The 25,611-nt window shown below is 40.4% G+C and carries 20 protein-coding genes and 1 tRNA gene; 16 read left to right on the forward strand and 5 right to left on the reverse strand.

Going from position 1 to position 25,611, the window contains the following annotated elements; genetic code table 11:
- Positions 1-7: 7 nt before the first annotated feature.
- Positions 8-3,034 (reverse strand): SusC/RagA family TonB-linked outer membrane protein, encoded by a 3,027-nt coding sequence (locus NAF17_RS07065; RefSeq protein ID WP_252757280.1) that lies wholly within the window; start codon positions 3,032-3,034, stop codon positions 8-10.
- Positions 3,035-3,530: 496 nt separating this feature from the next.
- Here NAF17_RS07065 and NAF17_RS07070 point away from each other — a divergent pair, with 496 nt between their 5' ends.
- Entirely contained in the window at positions 3,531-3,773 is a 243-nt protein-coding gene (locus NAF17_RS07070; RefSeq protein WP_252757281.1) for a DNA-formamidopyrimidine glycosylase family protein, read from the forward strand.
- 295 nt (positions 3,774-4,068) lie between these two features.
- Here the strand turns inward: NAF17_RS07070 and NAF17_RS18075 are convergent, their stop codons facing one another.
- Positions 4,069-4,194, reverse strand: a complete 126-nt coding sequence (locus NAF17_RS18075; protein ID WP_256474435.1) for a hypothetical protein — start codon at positions 4,192-4,194, stop codon at positions 4,069-4,071.
- A gap of 349 nt (positions 4,195-4,543) precedes the next feature.
- Here NAF17_RS18075 and NAF17_RS07075 point away from each other — a divergent pair, with 349 nt between their 5' ends.
- Positions 4,544-5,278, forward strand: coding sequence for a bacteriorhodopsin (locus NAF17_RS07075; RefSeq protein ID WP_252757282.1), 735 nt, complete (start codon positions 4,544-4,546; stop codon positions 5,276-5,278).
- Positions 5,279-5,517: 239 nt separating this feature from the next.
- On the forward strand, positions 5,518-6,372 hold the full coding sequence (locus tag NAF17_RS07080) for a Brp/Blh family beta-carotene 15,15'-dioxygenase (RefSeq protein WP_370340885.1): 855 nt from the start codon (positions 5,518-5,520) through the stop codon (positions 6,370-6,372).
- A 109-nt stretch (positions 6,373-6,481) separates the two neighbouring features.
- On the opposite strand, the gene NAF17_RS07085 is transcribed toward NAF17_RS07080, so the two are convergent.
- The 3 genes from NAF17_RS07085 to NAF17_RS07095 all read right to left on the reverse strand — a co-directional run bounded on the left by NAF17_RS07085 (position 6,482) and on the right by NAF17_RS07095 (position 10,259).
- Complete coding sequence (locus NAF17_RS07085; protein WP_252757283.1) at positions 6,482-7,201, reverse strand: lycopene cyclase domain-containing protein; 720 nt, start codon at positions 7,199-7,201, stop codon at positions 6,482-6,484.
- A gap of 818 nt (positions 7,202-8,019) precedes the next feature.
- Positions 8,020-8,106, reverse strand: a tRNA-Ser gene (locus tag NAF17_RS07090).
- A gap of 86 nt (positions 8,107-8,192) precedes the next feature.
- Positions 8,193-10,259: an HD family phosphohydrolase gene (locus NAF17_RS07095; protein WP_252757284.1), complete on the reverse strand. Its 2,067-nt coding sequence runs from the start codon at positions 10,257-10,259 to the stop codon at positions 8,193-8,195.
- A gap of 114 nt (positions 10,260-10,373) precedes the next feature.
- On the opposite strand from NAF17_RS07095, the gene NAF17_RS07100 reads away from it, so the two are divergent.
- From NAF17_RS07100 to NAF17_RS07160, 13 genes are all read left to right on the forward strand, one after another.
- Complete coding sequence (locus NAF17_RS07100; protein WP_252757285.1) at positions 10,374-11,231, forward strand: SPFH domain-containing protein; 858 nt, start codon at positions 10,374-10,376, stop codon at positions 11,229-11,231.
- Positions 11,232-11,234: 3 nt separating this feature from the next.
- Complete coding sequence (locus tag NAF17_RS07105; protein ID WP_252757286.1) at positions 11,235-11,771, forward strand: hypothetical protein; 537 nt, start codon at positions 11,235-11,237, stop codon at positions 11,769-11,771.
- Between the two features lie 5 nt (positions 11,772-11,776).
- The gene (locus NAF17_RS07110) at positions 11,777-12,304 is read left to right on the forward strand and encodes a hypothetical protein (RefSeq protein WP_252757287.1); all 528 of its coding nucleotides are present in this window, start codon (positions 11,777-11,779) and stop codon (positions 12,302-12,304) included.
- 6 nt (positions 12,305-12,310) lie between these two features.
- Complete coding sequence (locus NAF17_RS07115) at positions 12,311-12,481, forward strand: type II toxin-antitoxin system antitoxin (RefSeq protein WP_252757288.1); 171 nt, start codon at positions 12,311-12,313, stop codon at positions 12,479-12,481.
- A gap of 97 nt (positions 12,482-12,578) precedes the next feature.
- On the forward strand, positions 12,579-13,757 hold the full coding sequence (locus NAF17_RS07120) for an acetyl-CoA C-acyltransferase (RefSeq protein ID WP_252757289.1): 1,179 nt from the start codon (positions 12,579-12,581) through the stop codon (positions 13,755-13,757).
- Positions 13,758-13,824: 67 nt separating this feature from the next.
- Complete coding sequence (locus NAF17_RS07125) at positions 13,825-14,745, forward strand: hypothetical protein (protein ID WP_252757290.1); 921 nt, start codon at positions 13,825-13,827, stop codon at positions 14,743-14,745.
- A 112-nt stretch (positions 14,746-14,857) separates the two neighbouring features.
- Positions 14,858-16,348: a POT family MFS transporter gene (locus NAF17_RS07130; protein ID WP_252757291.1), complete on the forward strand. Its 1,491-nt coding sequence runs from the start codon at positions 14,858-14,860 to the stop codon at positions 16,346-16,348.
- Positions 16,349-16,467: 119 nt separating this feature from the next.
- Positions 16,468-17,199 (forward strand): polyprenol monophosphomannose synthase, encoded by a 732-nt coding sequence (locus NAF17_RS07135; RefSeq protein ID WP_252757292.1) that lies wholly within the window; start codon positions 16,468-16,470, stop codon positions 17,197-17,199.
- 102 nt (positions 17,200-17,301) lie between these two features.
- Positions 17,302-18,324, forward strand: coding sequence for a Holliday junction branch migration DNA helicase RuvB (ruvB, locus tag NAF17_RS07140; protein ID WP_252757293.1), 1,023 nt, complete (start codon positions 17,302-17,304; stop codon positions 18,322-18,324).
- A 164-nt stretch (positions 18,325-18,488) separates the two neighbouring features.
- Positions 18,489-19,076: an RNA polymerase sigma factor gene (locus NAF17_RS07145; protein ID WP_252757294.1), complete on the forward strand. Its 588-nt coding sequence runs from the start codon at positions 18,489-18,491 to the stop codon at positions 19,074-19,076.
- Between the two features lie 99 nt (positions 19,077-19,175).
- Positions 19,176-20,372: a FecR family protein gene (locus tag NAF17_RS07150; RefSeq protein WP_252757295.1), complete on the forward strand. Its 1,197-nt coding sequence runs from the start codon at positions 19,176-19,178 to the stop codon at positions 20,370-20,372.
- A gap of 254 nt (positions 20,373-20,626) precedes the next feature.
- Positions 20,627-24,031, forward strand: coding sequence for a SusC/RagA family TonB-linked outer membrane protein (locus tag NAF17_RS07155; protein ID WP_252757296.1), 3,405 nt, complete (start codon positions 20,627-20,629; stop codon positions 24,029-24,031).
- A 24-nt stretch (positions 24,032-24,055) separates the two neighbouring features.
- The gene (locus tag NAF17_RS07160; RefSeq protein ID WP_252757297.1) at positions 24,056-25,558 is read left to right on the forward strand and encodes a RagB/SusD family nutrient uptake outer membrane protein; all 1,503 of its coding nucleotides are present in this window, start codon (positions 24,056-24,058) and stop codon (positions 25,556-25,558) included.
- Positions 25,559-25,611: the final 53 nt, after the last annotated feature.

Consider the following 25,611-nt stretch of genomic DNA (forward strand, 5'->3'; position numbering starts at 1 on the left):
TTAAAAATTAGAAACTAACGTTTAGTCCAAGTGAAAATGCCCTCGGTTTACGGTAATTACCGTCAAACTGGCCGTTTTCCTGTACTTCTGGGTCAAAACTTGGGTTAAACTTGGTAAAAGTGTACAGGTTGTTGCCAGAAAAATAAATCCGCAGGTTTGAGATACCCTTAATGGTATTTGGCTTAAAGGTATAACCCAGGTTAACATTCTGGATCCGCAGAAACGAACCATCCTCTACGTACCAATCTGATGCGTAATTAACCCTTGTTGAATTAACGCTTGGGTAGGTTGTGCTTGGATTATCGGGTGTCCAGCGTTGTAATTGCGCGCTTGGCGTAAACTTCGAGAAGTTGAACACATCGTTACCCTTTACACCGTATACCTGTGCCGACAGATCAAAGCCGACATATTTTAGCGAGGTGTTAAAGCTGTACGTAAAATCAGGATTAGGGTTACCGATAATATATTTACCGTTTTGGCCAACAGGAAGCGGGCCACCGGCAATATACCGAATATCGCCTGCGCGTTGTACCGTACCATCAACCGGTGATACACCACCTGTTTGTTGAATAATGCCACCATAATGGTAACCTGCAAATACCAATGCCGGCTGGCCGTTGATGTAGTAGTTTAGCGGTGCACGGATAGCCTCGATATCGCCACCGGCCGCCTCTACAGAATTACCGCCGCCAATTTGCAACACTTTATTACGGTTAAGACTGAAAATACCACCTAAACTCCACTGTAATTTACCGGTCAGGATTTGTGCGTTGGCACCTAATTCAAAACCTTTATTATCTATCACACCATCGTTGATCTGGATAACGCTATAGCCAGACGATAACGCGATCTGGTTCAGTCGAAGCAGGTCGGTAGTATGTTTGTAGTAATAATCGGCAGTGATTGTAAAGCGCTGGTCAAATAAACCTAAGTCGATACCTAAGTCCATCTGGCGCGTTGTTTCCCATTTTAGGCTATTATTACCCAAACCATTAAAAACTTTACCGTTTACATTAGATCCGTCGTTGAAGAACGGAGGGCCGTAACCGGTTTGAAAGCCGCCATCGGTAAAGTACTTATAGCTACCTAACAATGATAATGACTGGTATGGAGAGATTCCCTGGTTACCAACAATACCATAACTACCGCGTAGTTTTAATTCAGATACCTGCGGAATGGCTTTCATAAAAGCTTCTTCGTTAACCTTCCAGGCAACGGCACCACTCGGGAAAAATGCGTATTTATTATTTGCACCAAACTTTGATGAACCATCCGTTCTGCCGGTAAAGGTGAACAGGTAACGGTTTAAAAATGTATAGTTGAAACGTCCGTAATATGACTCTAACACCGTGCGGGTGGCATTATTATTAACCATGTAAGTAGTGGCGCCTGCAATATTCTCATTTTTCAGGATATCGTTCACAAAGCCTTGGCCTTGTATGTTTGATGTACGTACCGTGGTATTTTCGTAACTGGTACCTGCCACAAAATTAACGTGGTGTTTGGTGCCCAGGTCGCGGTCATAGGTCAGGAAGTTTTCAACGATCATATGGTTGGCACTGTAATTATCAACCACACCAAACCCCTGGAACTGGTAACCCGTGCCTGTAGCATCACGCGGCTGGTAGTTATCACCTATCGAGTTACCATAGGTGTTGCTAATTCGGCTACGCAGGTTTAACCCTTTGATGATATCCCAGCTGATAAAAGCCGAAGATAAAATGTCGATAGTTTTGCTTTTGTTAAGTACCTCATTAGCAATTTGCAACGGGTTGCCGTAATCGTTAGAACCTATATGGAAGTAAGTACCATCCGGGTTTAGTGCCGGGAAAATGATATTACGGTCAACCGATAGGCCTTGCCCATAGTTTTTTGCCCAGGTAGAAATAATGTTGACACCCAAGGTCACATTCCTTTTTAACTTTTGCTCCAGGTTAACGCGGCCCACATATTTTTCGTAGCCGTTTTTGATAGCAAGACCCTGCTCATTATAGTAATTACCTGATACCGAGTATTTGGTAGTTTCTGTACCGCCATCGGCAGATAAGGTATAGCTTTGCGATACCGGGTTACGGTAAACAAGATCTGCCCAGTTGGTATTGTAAGGCCATGGTTTTTTGCTTGGGTCAATGCCTCTTAGTTCTGCAATCGATGGGTAGTAAGTACCACCAATGTTTTGGCCTACATACTGTGCGGCCTCGCCACCATTCTGGCGCGACTCGTTATTTAACGTGGCTACATCAACCGGGTCATGAAAAACATCCAGTTTATTGCCTAATGTAGATACGGTAGTTAAAGCGTTTAAGGTAATACGCGCCTGGCCTGTTTTGCCCCTGCGTGTTGTGATCAAGATAACCCCGTTTGCACCACGAGAACCGTAGATAGACGCCGATGATGCATCTTTCAATACTTCTATCGATTCGATATCATCCGGATTAACTTGCTTAATGTTACCGGCATCGCCTAACGGGATCCCGTCGACAACAACCAAAGCATTGGCACCACTACGCGAGCCTAAACCTCTTACGCGGATTGTTGCACCCGCGCCCGGTTGGCCCGATGGCGCAATAACCTGTACACCTGGAATTTTGCCTTGCAGCAGTTGGTCAACACTACCTGATGGGGTGCGGTTAAGATCGCTCCCTTTAATGGAACCTACCGAACCGGTAACGTCGCTCTTTTTGGTTGTACCGTAACCCACCACTACAACCTCGTTAAGGTCGCGCGATGCATTTTGCATGGTTACCTGTAATTTTGTTTGATTAGGGCCTGCAGCAATTTCCAGCGTTTGCATCCCGATGAACGAGAATACCAGGGTGTTGTTACCTGCTGTTAAGTCAAGTTTAAATTCGCCCTTAACATTAGTAACAGTATTTACCGCTGTGCCATTCAGCTTTACAGTAACGCCGGGTAGTGTAATGCCTTGCTGATCGGCCACCACCCCTGTAATTTGCCTTTGCTGGGCTAATGCAGTTACAGCATTAAACAGCAAAAACATCATACACACAAATGTTGTGTAAAAATATTTCTTCATAATTTTGATAATTGGTTTGTGGGGACAATAATAGTCGCTTAAGGGCCATACTATAATCCACTATTGTATCATTTAAGTACACAAGAACAGTGTAAAAGTTATTTAAAGGCTGTTTTGTTAAAAAAGTAGTATACAGATGTAACTTCGAGCGATTCTTTGTTGCAATTTTTAATAAAAATTTAAAAATTTTTTCATTTTGTTACTGCCCTCATGGTAAAGGCCATTTAAGTAAAAGATGAATTATCGCACGATCCTGATCTATGAAAGACTTATCCGTAAAAAAAATATTTGGCGCGCTCCATACCTTGTTCCATTGACTAAGTACAGAAATTTGGGATCATAACTCATGCGTGCCGAACACATTTCATGAGTATCAAACCGAAAAAATTCTTGGTAGAACCAAAATACTTTTTATTTAAATATTGTTAAATCTGCCTAAGTTGCTTCAGTGAATTCGGTCTAATAAACTTTTATTGAACTTTCCTGTTGATAAAACATGGCAGAATTACCAGATTTAACCTTTTTTTCGCGCATATTAAATCGTAAATACTCTGACAAAAAGTCAGGAAGCTGGAAATCACAGTGCCGAAAAAAAATCAACGTCAGTGAAGCAGCGCTTAAATCAGCTTTAAAAGGGCAGGAATTGATCCGTGTGCGACGTGAGGGAAAAACCCTTCAGTTGGATTTTTCAGGATATCAGGTACTCATAAGGTGCTATAAGAAGAAATTAACGACGTAAGCGGCGTAATTCCTCCATTTTGATTTTAAGATGTGATGAAAAAATTCCGAGTAACAAATGAATAACAAATGCCAGAAAAATAGCACAAAATTACGCTAACTAAAGACTAAGAATTTTATCATAAACTACAAACAATGAGTATATTAACTGGCATTAATCGTCAATTTTAATCGTTGTTTTTAAGGCATACTTGCCGATACAGAAAGTAATGTGCCTTTGATTATTAGGAAGTTGCAAGATTTTAGTAACAAATTAGCAAGAAATATTTCGGCTATTGCTTTTTGCAAAATTGTTGCTACACCACATTTATTTGTATGAGCGGCCATAGTTTAAGAATTGATTTTATCTGCCTGATGATATCATCGGGCTTTTTAATGGTCATTTTTTTGGCTACTTCCAGCAGGTCTTTCAGTATATGCACTGCATTTTGCCCTCAACATTTAATGATTGCTGGCTAACTAATGGGCTATCCGGGCTGTAAGCGTGCGAATTTTTATTGCTTTTGCAATATTAGAACATGCAGATTCATGTATTACACGGTGTGCAAGTCATAAATAGGCCTCAACCTTTCGACTATCCAAATACTTTTACCGCCAATCAAAGAAATAGTAGTTATCCTTAGTTTGGTGTAAATTTACAGACAATTATTTTACATTTCTATTACATATAAATTTCAAGACTCTCATTTTCTTCAATATTTTTGATAAACGTAGCGATGGATAATCCTCCTGCTGCAAATTAACCAATTTCTTTAAACTAAACTCTTTACGATGTACAACATTCTAATGACGATCTTACCGATCGCGAACAACAACTACGTTGCTTTTACTTTTTTTGTTGGTTGCATGGCTATGCTTGCCGCCTCCGTTTTTTTCTTTTTTGAAGTTTCAAATACCGACAAAAGATGGAGAACGTCGGTGTTAGTTTCGGGCCTAATTACTTTTATAGCAGCTGTTCATTACTACTACATGCGCGATTATTATTTGGCAACAAATACCTCGCCTACTTTCTTTCGGTATGTAGATTGGATATTAACGGTTCCATTAATGTGTGTAGAATTTTATCTCATTACCAAAAAGGCCGGAGCTAAAATTGGTTTATTGTGGAAGTTGATAACAGCCTCAGTTTTTATGTTAGTAACCGGATACATAGGGGAAGCTATCTATGGAGCGGAAACTCAAAGTTGGGTTTGGGGTACATTAAGTAGTGTTGGTTATCTCTACATAGTTTACTTAATATGGTTTGGTGAGGTAGCACAACTCGCTAATAATGCCGGTACAGCAGTGGCAACTGCTAACAAAACCTTAGCATGGTTTGTTTTAGTAGGATGGGCTATTTATCCAATTGGTTACATTGCAGGTACACATGGTGGCTTATTTGGAATGGATGTATTTCATGGTCTCTCTTTAGATATCGTGTACAACATTGGTGATGCAATTAATAAAATAGGGTTTGGCTTTGTTATTTATTCCTTAGCACAGTCTGATAAACCGACATTAGCATAATTTTTTGTTTATTAAGTTGTTTTGAAAGATTAACACCTATTTATATTTTAGGGTGTTAATCTTTCAAAATAATTTTTAATATTAGTTGCTCTAACAATTAATACAATTGCACCGATTAATTTTCTTTTTAAATTGTAAGCTATTATGTTGAAGACATCACTAATAATAACCGGGTTACTCCTAGCTATCAATCAATTTTTTTTTTTCCTCTTTCTGAAAGTATTCAAACATATGTTTTTATAGCTGGTATAATATTATTAGGTATTCCGCATGGTGCTGCAGACCTTTTAATTTCGATGAAAAGCGCAAACGACAAAAAAAGTCTGTTTTCGTATTATAAATTTTTTTTTCTTTATTTAGGGCGATTAGGTGCATTTCTTTTACTCCTTTTATTTTTACCTTCTGTTGGTATCATAATTTTCATTGTATTCGCATCTTTTCATTTTGGAGAAACTGACCTATATAAATTTGACACCCATACATTTAAAGGAAAGCTTATGTCCTTCGGCTATGGGCTTGCAATTGTAAGTGTGATTGTTTTAGTACATTTTGACAAAGCCAGTTCCTTATTGATATTGTTTAAATCTGGTAGAGATAACATTAATCTTATTAGCTATATCAAAAATTACAAGCTTATAATCTTATCGTTTTCGCTTCTCTTTTTCTTTATCACTGCTTTGAGTTACTCTTCTATCACTCGTGCTAATACGATTTTTACCTGGAATTTTATCTTTACGTTTACCTCAACTGTAATAATTCTTTATACCCTGCCGCTATTCCTAGGGTTTACTTTTTACTTTATTTTATGGCATTCGGCAACATCTTTACGAAATATTACCATCTACCTTCAAACTGATTGTAATTTTTCAATGAACAACTTTATTAAGCAAATTAGTTTATATAGCATAATTGCAATTATAGGTATTATGTTGTTCGGCATTGCTGGCTTTATGTTCTTAAGCCATGATACCTTAATCATTTATATAATTTTAAGTCTCGCTGTTTTAACAGCACCGCATATACAGGTTATGCATAGCATGTATTATGATATAAGGATCAATGATAGGTTAGACACAATAAACAAGATAAACTAAGACCATCCCAAGAAAAATCAATATTGCATTTAAGTCGAACGAGGTTATCGATTTTGCACAAAGCAAACTCCAATTAGATTGTACCTTTAACCTATAATCAAGCTGTTTTTTAAGTGCTAAGGGACTTAGAGTTTAGGTTTTTTTTATTTTGGCTCATCACCGTATAAATTATAATGTTCATAAGGATAAGCGCCATGCCATAGAACATATCTTCAACTGGAATTGTAGAAATACGCAAACCAGTGTAAGTGGATTTATTATACCAAACTACAGGCTCATTCAGCCCAGTCCCTGTCAACAAACCATTAACAACGAAAAATGGAAAAAGAAGTAATGCATAAGTAATGTAAAAACGGACTAACCACCTTACTTTCAGCACATATTTTGCTATCGATAATAAAACAATTAATAAGGTAAATGCAAATAAGGGATAGGTTTTATTATAGTATATAATTGCCAATGCAATTAAAAAAACGATAAATATTGGAGTTAAAAGACGATCATTATATGGCGTTCGAGCATTAAAGTATAGGATGTCCAGACAGTGGAAAGTAAATACGCAAGCGTAAGGGATACAAAAAAAGAATAATACCTCTTCAATCGGTAAGTTAACAAAGGTAGGTCCCATTACGTATTTGAAGTTAAATCCCCATATTTTTAAACTTGTAAATAAAATATCGTTGGATATAAAAAAAATTGATGTAATTACTAAAGAAGGGAGAAATACGGGCCAGATTTTAACAAAACCAAATCTGGAGTGGAAAGAAAAGCATAATGGAAAAAGTATCGTAAAAAAATCGATGAAAAGATAAGTAAACTTTATATGCATTTTTATATCACTTTAAGTAAGATTAAATAACCTAAATAATTCAAAATTCACCTCCCAATTCATTCAAATTTTGCGCTTTAACAAAATAAATTGTTGTTCAACGAAACTGTTGTAATTACAAAATTAAGCTTGGTACTTTGTAATTCAAAAAATGATTTATGTACATAAAAAAATGTCTGACCCCCGATTTAATGTGCATCACTTTTTTAAATTTAATTGATGTGGTATAACGGGCTATTTTTTCGCTAATTGGCTGTAACGTAAAAATAACTATCAATTCGTCAACGTTTATTCATCTACGTGTCATGTTCTAAAAATAAAAACGGTTTTGATATAATTAATTAGCCTTGCTTTTTCTTTATTATAAAACGATTTGACATCTTCTTTAGAACCGGGCAGCTCTGCCGCTCCTGCTATTCCAGCGGTCAGGGCCCTAGGTACGTTTTGCTGAAAGTGCGATTAGAACGCCTTCAACGGTGGTCCTTAAATTGATTTGAAATGGATCATTGTCTTTGTAAAACTTTTGTTTTTTTAGGCAGACAAGTAAACTAAAGGTTTTCTCTAACATAAAATGCTGAATTAAAAGTGAACAAAATTCGACCCGCAGCATTTACATAACAAGATGTTCGTTTATAGAACATACTGTATTCCAATTAAATATGGCACTTTTAGGGATTAGTAAAAATATAAGCAGGTACTCCTTAAAGTACTCTTTTTTATTTTGGGCTTATATGAATGATTTGTGATCGTAGCAGAAATAAAAAAGCCTCTAAATCGTTGATTTAGAGGCTTTTGAAACCCTTTAATGTTGGTTTTAGCGGTGAGGGAGGGATTCGAACCCTCGGTACAGTTTCCCGTACGTCAGTTTAGCAAACTGATCCTTTCGGCCTCTCAGGCACCTCACCGTTGATTTTTCCGAATTGCTTTCCCTTTTTTCAGGGATTGCAAATATAGTAATTAGCTTAAGCTGACAAAAAAATAAATCAGATTTTTAATAATCTATTCTTACGTGGTAAATACTCATCAGCATCCGCTTAAAAATCTGCTTAATTGTTTCCAGATCTTTCAAAGTTATATTACTGTCATTCAACTGGTTTTGATCGAGTTTGTATTTAACAATGCGGTCAACCAGTATGCTGATAGATTCTTCATCAGGCTCCTTTAAAGAGCGCGAAGCGGCCTCAACTGAATCGGCAAGCATCAAAACACCTGCCTCTTTTGAGAAAGGGATAGGCCCCGGATATCGAAAAATGTTCTCATTAATGAATTTTTCAGGGAAATTTTTCAAAAACGACTGGTAAAAATAATCTACCCGGGTATTGCCGTGGTGGGTGCGAATAAAGTCGATAACGATCTCTGGCAGGTTAGCTTTACGCGCCATCTCAATACCTTTACTTACGTGGCGGATAATGATCTGCGCACTTTCTTCATAAGGTAATTTATCATGCGGGTTAAAACCCGAGCTTTGGTTTTCGATAAAAAACAGCGGGTTCTCCATTTTACCAATATCATGATATAGTGCCCCTGCCCTAACCAGTAAAGCGTTGCCACCAATAGCGAAGATGGCGTTCTCTGCTAGGTTGGCTACCTGCAAAGAGTGCTGGAAAGTCCCCGGCGCGCTAAAGGCCATATCGCGCAATAGCTGGGCATTAGTATTAGTTAGTTCTATCAGCGTAATGTCAGACGTAATGGCAAATACCTTCTCAAACAGGTAGATCAACGGGTAAGCCAGCAATGTAAGCAATACGCTTACCGCGAATGGTATAAAATCTACCCAGTCAATAGTGGTGAACGTTCCTTCTCTTATTAACGAAATCCCTAAGAATGACACAAAGTACGTAAAGGTGATAATCAGAGCCGATATCAGGAATTGTTCGCGACGGATGAGATTTTTGATGCTATAGATGGATACCATGCCCGCCGTTATCTCATAAAAAGCAAATTCGAAGCTATTGGGTACAAAAAAACCGGCTATCATTACTACCAGCAGGTGTATATTCAAGGCCAAACGGGTATCAAACAGTATTCGGATGATGATGGGTACAATACAATATGGTATGTAGTAAAAGTTGGGTAGCTCAAGCTTTATAGCAAGTGATAACATTGCCAGCATGGTGGTAATAACCAGCAATATCAAGCTTACTAATCGGTTATCATCATATATATCCCGTCTAAATAGGTATAGGAACACCATTAATAGGGTAATGGTAATACCAACCAGCAGGAATTGCCCTAATAGTACCAGGCTTCGGTTGCCGTTTGTACGGGCGTTATCTTCAAACGCTTTTTTGTATGAAGCCAGTTTTTGATAGGCCTCATCATTAATTACAGATCCTTTGCCGATGATAACATCGCCCTTTTGCACCATACCGCGGGTGATAGATAGGTTCTCGGTAACTTCTTTCTCCAGCCTTGCGGTAAGCTTGGCATCAAACGTTAAGTTTATCTGTAGCCTGTCTTGCACTAAATTCAACAGGAAGGGTTTGTCGAGGGCCGGCATCTTACCTATCTCAAAATCGGAATAAGCAATGGCGCGTTCGCGGGTAAACAGGTCTGATGTATTTTTATCTAAAGCAACATTAGCACTTAATATGGTAACAGGATAATTTTTGCCTGCTATTTGGTACCTGGGGTTTAGTTTAAGGATACCCTTATCGTATGCTGCTTTAAGGATATTATAACCTGTTTGCAAATAAGTATTCTTCAGTTTTTCGTTTAAGCCGGCGCTATGCCATTTCACTTCCAGGTCGCTTTTAAAACCTTCCTGCTGCTGCAGGCTCATCTCGTCGTCTTTTTGATAAATGGGCGTTACAGTTGCCAGCGCTGCTTTTTGATCCGCCTCTATCTCGGCATTGGTTTTAAGGATGGCGAAGTTGTAGGGAGAGATCAGGTCCTTTTGGTTCCAGATCCTGCTCTTCTCAAATTCATAGCCAAATTTGGCTTGCTTGGGCAAAGCATATACGATGATAGTCACACAAACCAGCATCATAAAAAACTTAACATTTAAAGCGTATTTACGCAGTAATGCCTTTTGCCGGGACGATGAAAGTTTTGCCATAGCGCGTGTTAATCCAATCAAAAATAATATAAGTTTCGGTTATCTGTTATTTTTCTTGCTTTTATCAAACCAAAGTTGATATCTTTATGATATCATTTTAAAATCTAACATATCATGCAAACCGAAAAAGTTACTACAGCACCATCAGGTTATTTAGCCTTTATTTTAGTACTTGTACTTATTGCCGCAGCCGCCGTTTCCTTTTATTGGGAGCAGCCCGTTGTAGGCGCTATTATATGCGTAATAAACTTTGTTTTTATATTACCGGGGCTGGCGATAGTAAACCCTAACGAATCTAAAGTGCTTACCCTGTTTGGTAAATACCAGGGCACAGTTAAGCAGGACGGCTTTTTTTGGGTAAACCCTTTCACCGTTAAAAAGAAGATCTCTTTAAAAGCATATAACTTAAACGGACAACAACTAAAGGTGAACGATAGCGTAGGTAACCCTATAGAAATTGCCGCCGTTATTGTATGGCAGATAAAAGACACTGCTAAAGCGGTTTTCGCTGTAGAGAATTACCTGCAATATGTAAACATCCAAAGCGAAGCCGCAGTTCGCCATTTGGCAAATTCGTTCCCTTATGACCATATCGAGGATGAGAATGCCAGCATCACTTTACGTGGTGGATCAGAACAGGTTGGTATTTTATTGGTACAAGAATTAAACGAGCGCCTTGAACGTGCCGGTATAGAAGTGTTGGAAGCACGCATCTCTCACCTGGCTTACGCGCCCGAGATCGCCCACGCCATGTTACAGCGCCAGCAGGCTTCGGCCATTATATCTGCCCGTCGCCTAATTGTTGAGGGTGCCGTTGGTATGGTGGAAATGGCCCTTAAAAAAATGGAAGAAAAGAATATTATTGAGTTGGACGAAGAGCGCAAAGCAGCAATGGTGAGCAACCTGCTTGTTGTACTTTGTGGTGATCGTAGTGTATCGCCGGTAGTTAATACAGGTACTTTATACCATTAATACATGAGTACGCTTGCAGATTTGAGCTATCTAATTTCCAATGAATTATTAGTAATTAAAATATCTTTTTCAAAGTTTATTTATGAAATAAAGGACGAGCAACACTCATATGCACTAATAAGTGCGTCCGACAAAGCGATTAGGACATTAAAAAACCAGTGGACTTTTGAAAAAGATCTTAGTTGGCAAGGAAAGTTTAGTAAGATTTTAATTAAAAACAATAAGAGTAATGTGGTAGGCTTTTTTACTTTTAGTATCGGTTCAAAAAATTTATTATTAGTGATGAATAATGGCTTCAAGGCGGAATTGATCCGAAAGCGTTATCCACTGTTATTCAAATCGGACTTTACCTGGCAACATGATAAGAAAGATATAATGACTTTGAAAGAAAGCACTTGGAGTGGCGAAAAACCTTTAAAAGTTATTTTACTTTCCTCACTTAATCAAACACCAGAATTAGAAATAATGCTTTTATATGGAGTAGCTTTTAGCATAGATAACCGTTTCGAATACGCAAACCTTCCGTTAGGATATAATTAATAGCTATGGACGACTACAGAAACATCGATCAACTGCGAACCAACGAACTGGCTATTATCAAAAAAGGCTTCTGGAAGCCGGAGTTTGAGCTGACTGACGGCCAGTTTGTTTACGCAAAACTAAGGTTCCGCTCAAACTTTAAACGTGATGCTATTATAGAAACCCCGCAGGAAACCTTCACCATTAAACGTAAAGGCTGGTTTAACCGCACCGTGTTGGTTAACAAAGGTGAGGACGAAATCATAGGTGTACTAGTGCCCGAAACCTGGAAACGCGATTTTAACCTGAAGATGGATAATGGCTTTGAGGCTACGTATCTGTACAAAAAGATGTTTTCCAAATCGCTTAGTTTAACTAATGGTACGCAGGGCGATATTTTAACTATCACTCAAAAAGCATTCAATTTTAAGCAGCCTTACACCGTTACTATAGACCAGGTTACGCAACAACCCAACACCCCACTCCTGCCTTTGCTGGCATTTATGGGCTTGGTGATAATTATGCTTAGGCAGCAGCAGGCTGCAACCCAATAATATAACATGGCAGAGAAAAAAGCTTTTATATTAAGGATAAACCCCGATGTGCTCAAGGAAATAGAAACCTGGGGGGCAGATGAGTTTCGCAGCACCAACGGACAGATAGAGTATTTGCTGCAGGAAGCCTTAAAAGCACGCAAAAAAGCCAGCCGTAAAAACAAAGACACGGAATAGAAAATGCTATGCATGCATAATATTTTCTATTTTTATCGTTAAATTCAAAGTCAAAATATAAATTTGCTGCACCATTATAACAAAAATCATTTTTCTTATGAAAGAAGTATATATCGTATCTGCCACCCGTACCCCTATAGGTAGTTTTGGCGGCAGCCTGGCATCTTTATCGGCAACCCAATTAGGCGCTGTTGTTATTAAATCGGCAATTGAAAAAGCCGGTTTACAACCGGAAGATGTGCAGGAAGTATATATGGGAAACGTATTATCGGCCAACTTAGGCCAGGCTCCTGCAACACAGGCCGCCATATTTGCGGGCTTACCGTATTTGCCTGCAACTACGGTAAATAAGGTGTGTGCATCGGGTATGAAAGCTATTATGCTGGCCGCCCAAAGTATCGCCAACGGCGATAATGATATTGTACTGGCAGGTGGTATGGAAAGTATGAGCAATGTGCCTTACTATCTTGATAAAGCCCGTAACGGCTACCGCCTGGGTAACGGGCAAATCATAGACGGATTGGTAAAAGATGGCCTTTGGGATGTTTATAACGATTACCACATGGGATCGGCAGCGGAACTTTGCGCTGTAGATTGCAATGTTACCCGCGTGGAGCAAGATGCCTTTGCCATAGAATCTTATAAACGCGCGCAAGCGTCACAAGCAACAGGCAAATTTAAAGCAGAAATTACTTCTGTTGAGCTAAAAGATAAAAAAGGAGAGGTTACCTTGTTTAGTAACGACGAAGAACCGGCCATGGTAAAATTTGATAAGATCCCTACCCTTAAACCGGTATTTAAAAAGGATGGTACGGTTACGGCCGCAAATGCATCAACCCTGAATGACGGCGCGGCTGCATTAGTATTAATGAGTAAAGAAAAAGCCGAAGCAATGGGTATTAAGCCATTAGCCAAAATAGTTTCTTTTGCCGATGCTCAACAAGCTCCTGAATATTTCACTACCGCCCCTGCAAAGGCAATTCCGTTAGCATTGCATAAAGCAGGCATATCAGCAGAACAGGTTGATTTCTTTGAGATCAACGAAGCTTTTTCGGTAGTTTCAGTTGCAAATAACAAGATCCTAAAGCTCAATCCTGCTAAGGTTAACGTTAATGGTGGCGCTGTCGCTATTGGTCATCCCCTGGGTGCATCAGGCGCGCGTATCATTGTAACATTGATACACGTATTACAGCAAAACGGCGGCAAACTGGGCGCTGCGGGTATATGCAACGGTGGTGGTGGCGCCAGTGCAATGGTTATCGAAAACTTGTCGTAACATCTCTACTCCTTTTTTAATAATTTAGCGGCTTGTTTTACGTTAATATTTATCATAAAAATATTTGATGAAAGGTTTCTTCATTGCTCTTTTCCTGCTACTAATGTTCAACGCAAGCTTCGCGCAACATTCTGATGAAGTTAAGAACCTTAAAGAATTGAAGATTTACCAGGATAGCCTGAAATCGCTCGGTAAAAAGTTTATCAACGACCCCGATGATCTGGAACGTAAAAATGCCAACTACCGGTTTATCCGCATGCTGGTTGCAGCGCTAAAAGTTCCGCACTCCTTTAATTATCCCTTTGATTCGGTTAAGGCTGTGAGCATTATAAACTCGCCCGATAACCGTTTCCGTATACTAAGCTGGCACGTAATGAACCAGGACGGCAGCTATCGTTTTTATGGAACCGTGCAAATGAATACTGGCGATAAACTGTTGATGTACCCGCTTGAAGATTATTCACCGTTCCTTAAAAACCCCGAAGATTCGATAACCGATAATCACAAATGGTATGGCGTGCAGTATTATAAAATTATCCGCGTAGCGGCGGCAAAGCCTTATTACGTTTTGCTGGGATGGAAAGGAAATACCGTAAAATCGACCAAAAAAGTTATAGAAGTTTTATCGTTTGATAAACACGATAAACCCAATCTGGGGGCCGCCGTTTTTGATGGCAATAGCAAAAACCGTAAACGTGTGGTTTTTGAATACACCAGGCAGGCATCTATGTTGTTGCGTTACGTTCCCGATCAAAACCTGATTGTGTTTGACCATCTTTCGCCGCCCGACCAAAAGATGAAAAATCACCCCGAAACCTTTGGGCCCGACCTTAGTTACGACGGCTACAAACTAAAAAACGGCCGTTGGGTGTATGTAGACAATTTGGATATGCGTAACATTTCCGAAGATAAGGATGTAACTTATGTTGACCCTAAGGCACAAGCAATTAAAGACAGGAGCAGTTTACCTGCCCGTAAAAAGAATTAAAAATTTATTTTGGCACACAAATCAATATATTACAGATCGCTCTGTAATAATCTCAGTATAAAATTTCGTATTGAGTTAATTATAGTACTTTTAGACAAAAAACAAATTATATATGGTGAAAGATGTACAATTAAAAGACGCGAAAATTGAACCTAAATACCCCCGAAGTATTCCATTTATCATAGGGAACGAAGCCGCAGAACGTTTCAGCTTTTATGGCTTACGCTCAATATTAGCTACCTTTTTAGTAGCACAGTTTTTTAACCCCACCAATATCCCCGGCTTGCAGGCTGTAGCTGAAGCAAAGGCTAATGAAAGCACACACTTTTTTGTAACACTTGCTTACACGTTACCCTTTGTTGGAGCTATAGTAGCCGATTGGTTTACGGGTAAATACAAAATAATTTTATGGGTATCTATCATTTACTGTTTCGGTCATCTTTGCCTTTCGATGTTTGATACAAACCTTAACGGTTTTATTTTTGGTTTGGTGATCGTAGCCGTTGGTGCAGGTGGTATAAAATCATGTGTGGCGGCTAACGTAGGCGACCAGTTTGATAAAACCAACCAGGCGCTTATATCTAAAGTTTACGGCTGGTTCTACTTTAGTATCAACTCAGGCTCCATGTTTGCTACGGTGATGATCCCTTGGGTTTATGCTAATTATGGCGCTAAATGGGCATTTGGTATTCCCGGTATATTAATGGCGTTGGCAACTATTATTTTCTTCTCGGGCCGTAAAATGTATGTAAGGGTACCGCCGTCGGGCATCAACAAAAACAATTTCGTATTTATCTCGATTTACGCGCTGTTCAATATTGGTAAAAAACAAAAAGGGCAATCACTTTTAGATGTTGCAAAAGGCAAGTTCGATTCTGAAAAGGTAGAGGGTACCAAGGCCGTTTATCGTGTATTGGCTGTATTTGCATTTGTACCTATTTTTTGGGCCATGTGGGATCAAAACTTATCGGAATGGGTACTTCAGGCAAAAAAACTCGACAGGCACATTAACGTCTTGGGGATGTTTGATTTCACCATTTTAGCCGGCCAGGTACAAACGGTAAATCCGGTTTTCCTGCTTACGTTTATCCCTGTGTTTAACTATGGCGTTTATCCGCTGGTAGCTAAGTTGGGTATCAAACCTACCCCTTTACGCCGCCTTGGCGCGGGTTTAACATTAACCTGCATTTCATTTGTAATGATAGCATTTTTACAAGAGAAAGTTGATGCCGGCCAGCATCCATCGGTATGGTGGCAAATTGCAGCCTACGTTGTCCTATCAGCAGGCGAGGTTATGGTATCTATTACCGGTTTGGAGTATGCTTATACCCAGGCACCAAAATCAATGAAAAGCACCATGGGCGCTATATGGTTATTAACCGTAGCTGTAGGTAACTATTTTGATGTATACGTAAATGGCAGCATCGTCAACGGCGGTTACTTCTCCAAGTTTATCGGTGCAGATTTTTACTGGTTATTCGCAGGTATTTGTGCGGCATTCATTATAGTATTTATGTTTGTATCGCCACGCTTAAAAGAGCGCAACTATATAGATAACCCCGATGTAGAAAATGAGGTAATTGCAGAAACAGGCAACCTGTAATTAAAATATTACTTTTAAAAAACAGGAAAGCACACCACTTTCCTGTTTTTTATTTTAATGCCGTGTAAAATTGAATTATTTTAGCGGCATTCATTACAAAAACAAAATCTGCAGCTACTGTGCCCGATAGTATTGTCATCATCCCTACTTATAACGAGAAAGAAAATATCGAGCGGATGATCCGCAAGGTGTTTACGCTTCCTCATGATTTTCATGTGCTTATTATTGATGATGGCTCGCCGGATGGTACAGCGAATATTGTAAAGCAATTACAGCAGGAATACAGCGGCAAATTGTTTATTGAAGAACGGGGGGGCAAACAAGGATTAGGTACCGCCTACATCCACGGTTTTAAATGGGCGATACGCAACCATTACGATTTTATTTTTGAAATGGATGCCGATTTCTCCCATAATCCTGATGATCTGCTACGCCTGCGCCAGGCTTGCATTGATGGCGCCGATGCCACCATAGGTTCGCGCTACATTAAAGGTGTAAACGTAGTTAATTGGCCAATGAGCCGTGTTTTGATGAGCTTTTTCGCCTCGGTTTATGTGCGTTTTATTACCGGGATTGATGTACAGGATGCCACAGCCGGTTTTATGTGCTACAAACGCAAGGTGCTGGAAACGCTGAACCTTGATAAAATAAAATTTGTGGGCTACGCCTTCCAGATAGAAATGAAATACACTTCGATAAAGCACGGCTTTAAAGTAACCGAAGTACCCATCATATTTACCGACCGCACCGCCGGCACTTCTAAAATGTCGTCAGGTATATTTAAAGAAGCCTTTTTTGGAGTTATCCAGATGAAGATCAACAGCATTTTCAGGAAGTATCCCGAAGGGTGATAAATTTCGGATGTTCGATTTCGAATTATTTCTACCCAAATCCCATTTTTAACTTAACTTTAATCTTCCAAAATTGAAAATTCGAAATCCGAAATTAAAAGTATGAACGAGAACCTCGATCCGGATGGCGAAAGCCTATCTCCTGTGGAACGTGATATAGAAAAAGTATTACGGCCGCAGGTATTTGAAGATTTTACCGGTCAGCATAAAATAATGGCAAACCTGCGTATTTTTGTACAGGCTGCCCGCCAGCGCGGCGAAGCGCTGGACCATGTATTGCTGCACGGTCCTCCGGGATTAGGCAAAACTACACTATCGCACATTATCGCAAACGAAATGGGTGTTGGTATTAAAATAACATCAGGCCCCGTTTTAGACAAGCCGGGGGACCTTGCTGGTTTGTTGACAGGGTTGGAAACCGGCGACATTCTTTTTATTGACGAGATCCACCGCTTAAGTCCGCTGGTGGAAGAGTACCTGTACTCGGCTATGGAAGATTTTAAGATAGATATTATGCTGGAGAGCGGCCCTAACGCCCGCTCGGTACAAATTTCGCTTAATCCTTTTACGCTTGTTGGCGCAACTACACGTTCTGGTTTGTTAACTGCTCCGCTTCGCGCGAGGTTTGGCATTAACAGCAGGCTGGAATACTATGATGCAAAATTACTAACCACTATTGTGCTTCGTTCGGCTACTATTCTACGCACCCCTATCAGTGATGAGGGCGCTTACGAGATTGCCCGCCGCAGCCGTGGTACGCCACGTATTGCAAATGCCCTTTTACGCCGTACACGCGATTTTGCCCAAATAAAAGGTGATGGTAATATCGACACAACCATTGCCAAGTACGCCCTCAACGCCCTTAACGTTGATGAGCATGGCTTGGACGAGATGGATAACAGGATTCTATCTACCATTATTGATAAATTTAAAGGCGGCCCTGTTGGGTTGAAAACCATTGCCACCGCGGTGGGCGAAGAAGAAGGCACTATTGAAGAAGTTTACGAACCGTTTTTGATTCAGGAAGGCTTTTTAATGCGCACCGCACGTGGCCGCGAGGCTACAGAAAGCGCGTACAAGCACCTTGGCAGAATAAAGCTGGGCGGAAACCCATCATTATTTTAACAATTCAAATTTACCCACTCTTTTTTTCTGTGATTAATTAATTAAAAATCAATTAATTACAAATGTGTCATTTTTACACGATGTGATATTTTTTTAACATTTAAGCATTATTGGATTGCAGTTGTAGTATATTTAGCATTATTTGCCGAAACCAATTACTGCTTATGTCTGACTTGATTTTACCTTGTGAAAAAGAGTTGCTTTTGAAAGTGGCCGGTGGCGATGAACATGCCTTTAGCGAACTGTTCAATAACCATCACCAGCTTTTAGGTACACACATTTACCGCATTACCGATTCTCTTGAATTGGCCGAGGAGGTAGTACAAGATGTATTTTTAAAGATCTGGATGAGCCGCGAAACACTGGTTGATGTTCAAAACTTTAGGGCGTATTTGTTTGTTATCTCAAAAAACCATGCGTTAAACTGCCTGCGTAAACTGGCAAAAGAACGCGTCCATCAAAAAACTATCGAAGAAAACGCTTTTGCACTCATCCCCGAAGAAAATACGGGATTAGACGGATACTATACTTTATTAGACCAGGCCATCGACCACCTACCCCCGCAGCAACAAAAAGTTTACCTGCTAAGCCGCCACGATCGTTTAAAATATGACGAGATTGCAAACCAAATGGGTCTCTCGCGCGAAACGGTGAAGAAATATTTGCAAGGCGCCACACACTCTATCACCAATTTTGTGCAGTCGAACATTGATATTTCGGCTATAATTATATTGGCAGCGATATTTTTTTAAAAAAAACCGCAAAGCAATACCCCCTTTTTTATCTCCTTTGGTGTCATATAGCAAAAGCTCCCCGGCTTTTTCACACTAGCAATTATTGAACAACATTTAATGAAAACATCCAGGTTAAGGTTAAGATACCTTTTTGATCGCTATTATAGCAAAACGGCCACTCCGCAGGAGCGTGACGAACTATTTGCTGTAATTAATGCCGGCGCCAGCGATGAAGAGCTTTCGCTGCTCATTCGCCAGGCCTGGGATGATCTTAAGCCTGACGCCGCCCTGTTCAATAACGATAAACCCAACCAAATGCTCAGCAATATTTTAGGCGCTGAGGGATTAGGCAAACAAGCAAAAAACCGTAACAATATATTTCTTTGGGGCAAAATTGCCGCTGCCGCCATAATGCTGGTAGTATTAACCTTTGGCGTTTACAATTACCTGCACCCTAAAAAAGCCGCACAACAACCACAAATTGTTAAAGTAAAACGCCCGCATAACGATGCTTTACCCGGCGGCAATAAAGCGGTGTTAACCCTTGCCAATGGTAAAACCATTGTGTTGGATAATGCGGAGAACGGCACCCTTGCCAAAGAAGGAACAACCTTGGTTAAAAAAACTACAGACGGGCAGGTGATTTATAATACCAATGCGTTAGCCGGTGCTGAAGCTGCTCCTACCATCAACACTATTAGCACCCCACGCGGTGGCCAGTACCAGGTTGTTTTGCCCGATGGCACCCAGGTTTGGCTAAACTCGGCATCGTCATTAACCTTCCCAACCCGCTTTACAGGCAAATCGAGGCAGGTAGAAATTACCGGCGAGGCTTATTTTGAGGTTACAAAAAACACGTTGATGCCCTTTAAAGTAAAAACCAACCGTGCAGATATAGAAGTTTTAGGTACACACTTTAATGTAATGGCCTATAATGATGAGGCTACCATGAAAACCACCCTGCTAGAAGGTGCGGTGAGTATTACCAGTGGCTCTTTCAGCGCACGTTTAAAACCCGGACAGCAGGCGCAGATCAAATCATCGGGCCAAAACAAGATTATTAACGATGTAGATGTGAACGACGAAACTGCCTGGAAGAACGGTATTTTCCAGTTTAGGGAAGTTGGTATAGATGCCATACTGCGCCAGGCGGCGCGCTGGTACGATGTGCAGGTTACCTATAGTGGTAAAGTGCCTGATAAGGTATTTACCGGCCGCATATCTCGCAATGTAAAAGCATCAGTTTTGTTAGATATTTTGAAATACACGGGTGTAAACCTGAAGATAGAAGGAAACAAGATAATTGTGCTGTAGCACAAATTGAATTTGCCCAAAAATAATACCAATACATACATCAATTATTCACCTCACAAAAACCACTTATGATGAAAGAAATACACCACGCAAGCTAAAAGCATTTGGCGGCCTCGTTTACCCATATTTGGATAAATTAAGCATAAAAAAACCGGGAAGTGTTTCGACTCACTTTCCCGGCTAAAATGTCTGGGCCCCATAATCATGCAATCGACGAATTGAAAGTTAACGTTTAACCCAAACACAACAAACTTATGAATTTTAATTCTAAGGCTGTGCCTTTGGCATGGTCTAAACTATCCAAACTAATATTGGTTATGAAACTCACTGCTATTTTAATAATTGCAGCCCTTACCAATGTGAGCGCAAAAACATTCAGCCAAACTGTTTCCTTGCGCCAAAAGAACGCTTCTGTAGAAAAAGTTTTACGCCTTATTGAGAAACAAACGGGCTATCATTTTATGTATGATAAAAACGATGTTTCTAAAGCGGGCGGCATTACTATTGATGTTGATAAGGTAAGCGTAGACCAGGCATTGGTCATCGCGTTTAAAGATCAGCCCCTTACCTACAAAATTTTCCAGGAAACCATTGTAGTGAAAAAGAAGGATGCTGATAACAACGCTGTAGAAATTAAAGCTGTTGATATTACCGGTACTGTAAGCGATGCCAAAGGCGCGCTGCCGGGTGTTAATGTAAAGCTTAAAGGTACTACAACAGGTACTACTACCGATGTTACCGGTAAATATAAACTAAATTTACCCGAAGGCAGCGGCACACTGGTATTCAGCTTTATAGGCTATACCTCGCAAGAGCAGCCAATTAATAACCGTTCAACTATTGATGTTTTATTGGTAGAATCGCCTAAAGCACTAAGTGAAGTAGTGGTTGTAGGTTACGGTACCTCTAAACGTGTTGACCTTACCGGATCGGTAGGCAGCGTTGGTAGCAAGGCTTTGCAAGAAAGGCCGCAAACCAACCTGGAGCAGCAACTTGCCGGTAAAATTGCGGGTGTAAACGTATCATCCAACTCGGGTGCACCGGGTGGTGCTACAAAAGTGCGCATCCGTGGTTATACATCACTTAACGCCAGCACAAACCCGCTTTACGTTGTAGATGGTGTTGTTTGGACAGAGGGTGGTAACTCCATCAACCCTAACGACGTTGAATCTATAGACGTGTTGAAAGATGCATCATCTACCGCTATTTACGGTACACGTGGTGCAAACGGCGTTATTTTGGTTACCACCAAGCGTGGCACCAGAGGTGGTGCGGGTACAGTAAGTTACGACAGCTATGTAAGCATAAGCAAAATGGCTAAAAAGCTTGGCGTGCTTAACGCCAAAGAATTTTTAGCTGTCGAAGATCTGGGGTACGCCAACATCCAAAAATATGACCCTACGGGTTGGGCTGAAGGCAACTATGCCAGTAAAAATCCAAAACTTATTCGCACGGCGCTTATAGGCAAGCTGTTTGATGCTAACTTGAACCCGCTTTATGATGTAGACTGGCAGGATGCTACTACCCGTACCGCAGTGAGCCAAAACCATAACCTCGGTTTTACCGGCAGTAGCGACAAGATGAACTACGGTTTCTTTTTAAACTACGCTGATGATCAGGGTATCATCCTAAACAGTTATTTAAAACGTTACAACGCGCGTTTAACTTTCGATAACCAAATAAAACCATGGTTAAAAGTTGGCGCTACTTTAAATTACAACGCACAGGAAGGCCGTTTGCAGGATAATGGAACAGGTGGCAACAACATACCACGTATGTTAGTGGAGATGCCTTCTATTATACCTATCCGTTACCCCGATGGTAGCTACGGTAAACGTACCGACTACCCTAATCTTGAAGGTGGCGATAACCCGGTTGCGCAGGCAAAAGAGATAGTTAACCTAACTAAAATTCGTGTGTTTAGTGGTAATACTTATGCAAACATCAATATTTTACCAAGTTTACAATTCCGCAGCGTATTGGGTGTTACTACATCTGCAAACTATTATCCAAACTCGCAAACAGGCTTGGTAGGTGGTGCAACCGCAAGCCAGGATTATAGTTCGGCATCGATAAGCGAGGCTAATAATGTTTTCTGGCAATGGTCAAACTACTTTACTTACGATAAAACCTTTGCAGATATTCATAAAATAAACCTGGTAGCAGGTTTTGAGCGTCAAAACTTTAAACAAATAGGTTTTGGTGCATCAACAAGCACCTTATCTGATAATTTTTATAGTTTTTACAATCTTGCCGCAGGTGCAATCCCAGGCATCCCAAGTTCAAACTATGATGCCTGGCAAATGCAATCGTTCTTTGCACGTTTAAACTATAATTTAAAAGAGAAATACTTACTTACTATAACAGGCCGCCAGGATGGTTCGTCGCGCTTGGGAAAAAACAATAAAAACGGATTCTTTCCTTCGGCAGCATTAGCCTGGAGAGCATCACAAGAGGCATTCCTTAAGGAAAACAAAACCATATCCGACCTAAAATTCAGATTAAGCTATGGTTTAACCGGCAATACTGAGATTGGTGAATACCGTTCAACTGCTAACATCGAAACTACCCCTTATGTATTTGGTGGCCAAGCTATTGGCACACATCAAACAACTATTGGCAACGAAGAACTTGGATGGGAGAAAAATTCCGAGATTGACTTTGGTGTATCATTGGGTTTATTTAACAACCGTATTAACATCGAGGCTGATGCGTTCATTAAGAAAACACAAGCGCTACTGCTCGATGCACCAATTCCACAATCAAGCGGGTTTGGAAGTGTGTTTAAAAATATTGGTAAATTGCAAAATAAGGGTATAGAGCTTGCCATTAATACCACAAATATTAAATCTGAAAACTTTAGTTGGACATCTAACTTCAACATCACATTCCTAAACACCAAGATCTTAGCGCTTGGTCAAAATAATGATGATATTTTCCTTTCTCCCGGCTTCTTATCAAATTTTAACCTGATGAGGGTTGGTTTATCACCGGGTAGCTTTTATGGTTACACCGTGTTAGGTACATGGAGTACATCAGAAGCCGCGCAGGCAGCTTCTTACAACGACCTTAAACCGGGTGACCTGAAAATTAAAGATACGAACGGCGACGGTAAGATCACCGCTGATGACCGCGAGGTGCTGGGTAAATCTACCCCGGATGGCTTTGGTACATTAACCAATAACTTCCGTTATAAAGGCATCGAACTTGGTATAGAGTTACAGTTTAACTACGGTAACCAGATCATGAACCTTACCAAGCACTCGGGCCAGGACCGTACAGGCCAGGCTAACAGCTATGCAACGGTATTAGATGCATGGACCCCTGAGCACCAAAATACCAATATAGCTGAAACCCGCCCAGCTTATGTAGGTTACCAAACTGAGATCTACTCTACCAAGGTAGAGAACGGCAACTTCATCCGTGGCAGGTCGGTTACTTTGGGTTACAACTTTTCTGACAATATTTTAAAGAAACTAAAAGTAAGCAGATTAAGAGTTTACGCGCAAGCCCAAAACCTTTTCATTATAACCAAATACACCGGTTACGATCCTGAAGTTTCTACTTACAACAATAACAGCAACTTTACCCAGGGCATCCAATTTTACGATTATCCAAAACCAAGGACCTTTTTGCTTGGTGTGAACGTTAGTTTCTAATTAAACCATTTTATATATAGTATTATGAAGTTTAACTTAAAAAAATACAGGGCCGGTATATTATTACTAATCCTTACAGCATCTGCAAGCAGTTGCAAAAAATACCTCGACGAAGAAAGGAGAGATAATTTTAATACCGCTAACTACTTTACAACCGCTTCCCAAGCGCAAACATTTGTAAACGGTATTTACTCATCTTTATACATGTTCCAAAATGGGGATGCCTACGGCGAAAGCCCGTTCATCACTTTAGAACTTTTTGCAGGCCATGCAACAACGCTTGGGCAAAGTGTGAATAATAAGCAGGTAATAAACCAAACCACAAGCCCAACAAATCCGGGTTTTGAAACAGTGTGGTCAAATAGTTACGCGGCTATAGCAAATGCTAACGTAGCACTTAAGCGTATCCCGGCTATTGCCATGCCAGATGCTGATAAGAAAAAACTACTTGGCGAAGCGTACTTCCAGAGGGCTTTCTTTTACTTTCATTTGGTAAGGTTATATGGCAATGTGCCATTAATAACAGAACCGGTTACCATCACCAGCGAAACCCTTTATCCTGATCGTTCGCCTGTAGCATCTGTTTATGACTTGATAGTAGCAGACCTTAAAGCCGCAAAAGATTCAGGCTTACCGGCTACGGATCAATTCGGCCGTGTGTCGTTAGGAGCCGTGCGTACATTATTAGGCAGCGTTTATTTAACTATGGCGGGGTATCCTTTGCAAAAAACAGAGAATTACGCATTAGCTGCAGCCGAGGTATTGCCTGTTTTAACACAATACAGCTTGTTTAATGATTATGCTTACCTGCATGACAATGCCCATAAAAACCAGGGAGAATTGATTTTCCAGATAAACTACAAAGTGGGTATAATGGAAAATGCTATTCCACAATTAACTATACCGTTTAACCTGCAGGTTGGTGCTTATGGCGACCACTTAGGCGCTATGTTACCTACTACCCAATTTATTGCCAGCTACCCTGCCGGTGATAAACGTGCTAAAGAAAGGGAATTTTTCTACAGCAGTTATCCAAAAGATAAAGATCCTTCAACGATAATTACTTTTGAAAAACCGGCCCTTTATAAATTTTTTCATGTAGAAAGTGCATTAGGTAATGGTAAAAGCGACGAAAACTGGACGCTGTTCCGTTTACCCGAAGCTCAGCTAATTTACGCCGAGGCACAAAACGAAGCAGATGGCGCACCTAATGCAACAGCAATAGGCGCTCTTGAAGCTATTCGCGGCCGCGCGCAACTTACCCCGTACGGCGCTTTATCTCAAACAGCGTTCCGCGAAGCCGTTTGGAAAGAGCGTTACCTGGAACTTTGCTACGAGGATAAAGCTTATTTTGATATCCAGCGTACGCATAAGATCTACGTTGTGCCAGGTGGTACATTTGCCGATGCAACATCAACTGCAAACGAGCAGGGTATTACCATGAAAACTCAATACTACCTGTGGCCGATACCACAGCGCGAGATAAACACAAACCCTAAGTTGAAACAAAATCCAGGGTGGCAATAATTTTACAATATAAAAGACTGGCAATACTCGCCAGTCTTTTATATTTACTGCCG

Source organism: Mucilaginibacter aurantiaciroseus, from assembly GCF_024055595.1.
GTDB lineage: Bacteria > Bacteroidota > Bacteroidia > Sphingobacteriales > Sphingobacteriaceae > Mucilaginibacter > Mucilaginibacter aurantiaciroseus.

Coding starts and splice junctions, on each gene's coding strand:
- NAF17_RS07065 (WP_252757280.1), bottom strand. CDS start 3,034: ATGAAGAAATATTTTTACACAACATTTGTGTGTATGATGTTTTTGCTG.
- NAF17_RS07070 (WP_252757281.1), top strand. CDS start 3,531: ATGGCAGAATTACCAGATTTAACCTTTTTTTCGCGCATATTAAATCGT.
- NAF17_RS07075 (WP_252757282.1), top strand. CDS start 4,544: ATGTACAACATTCTAATGACGATCTTACCGATCGCGAACAACAACTAC.
- NAF17_RS07085 (WP_252757283.1), bottom strand. CDS start 7,201: ATGCATATAAAGTTTACTTATCTTTTCATCGATTTTTTTACGATACTT.
- NAF17_RS07095 (WP_252757284.1), bottom strand. CDS start 10,259: ATGGCAAAACTTTCATCGTCCCGGCAAAAGGCATTACTGCGTAAATAC.
- NAF17_RS07100 (WP_252757285.1), top strand. CDS start 10,374: ATGCAAACCGAAAAAGTTACTACAGCACCATCAGGTTATTTAGCCTTT.
- NAF17_RS07105 (WP_252757286.1), top strand. CDS start 11,235: ATGAGTACGCTTGCAGATTTGAGCTATCTAATTTCCAATGAATTATTA.
- NAF17_RS07110 (WP_252757287.1), top strand. CDS start 11,777: ATGGACGACTACAGAAACATCGATCAACTGCGAACCAACGAACTGGCT.
- NAF17_RS07115 (WP_252757288.1), top strand. CDS start 12,311: ATGGCAGAGAAAAAAGCTTTTATATTAAGGATAAACCCCGATGTGCTC.
- NAF17_RS07120 (WP_252757289.1), top strand. CDS start 12,579: ATGAAAGAAGTATATATCGTATCTGCCACCCGTACCCCTATAGGTAGT.
- NAF17_RS07125 (WP_252757290.1), top strand. CDS start 13,825: ATGAAAGGTTTCTTCATTGCTCTTTTCCTGCTACTAATGTTCAACGCA.
- NAF17_RS07130 (WP_252757291.1), top strand. CDS start 14,858: ATGGTGAAAGATGTACAATTAAAAGACGCGAAAATTGAACCTAAATAC.
- ruvB (WP_252757293.1), top strand. CDS start 17,302: ATGAACGAGAACCTCGATCCGGATGGCGAAAGCCTATCTCCTGTGGAA.
- NAF17_RS07145 (WP_252757294.1), top strand. CDS start 18,489: ATGTCTGACTTGATTTTACCTTGTGAAAAAGAGTTGCTTTTGAAAGTG.
- NAF17_RS07150 (WP_252757295.1), top strand. CDS start 19,176: ATGAAAACATCCAGGTTAAGGTTAAGATACCTTTTTGATCGCTATTAT.
- NAF17_RS07155 (WP_252757296.1), top strand. CDS start 20,627: ATGAATTTTAATTCTAAGGCTGTGCCTTTGGCATGGTCTAAACTATCC.
- NAF17_RS07160 (WP_252757297.1), top strand. CDS start 24,056: ATGAAGTTTAACTTAAAAAAATACAGGGCCGGTATATTATTACTAATC.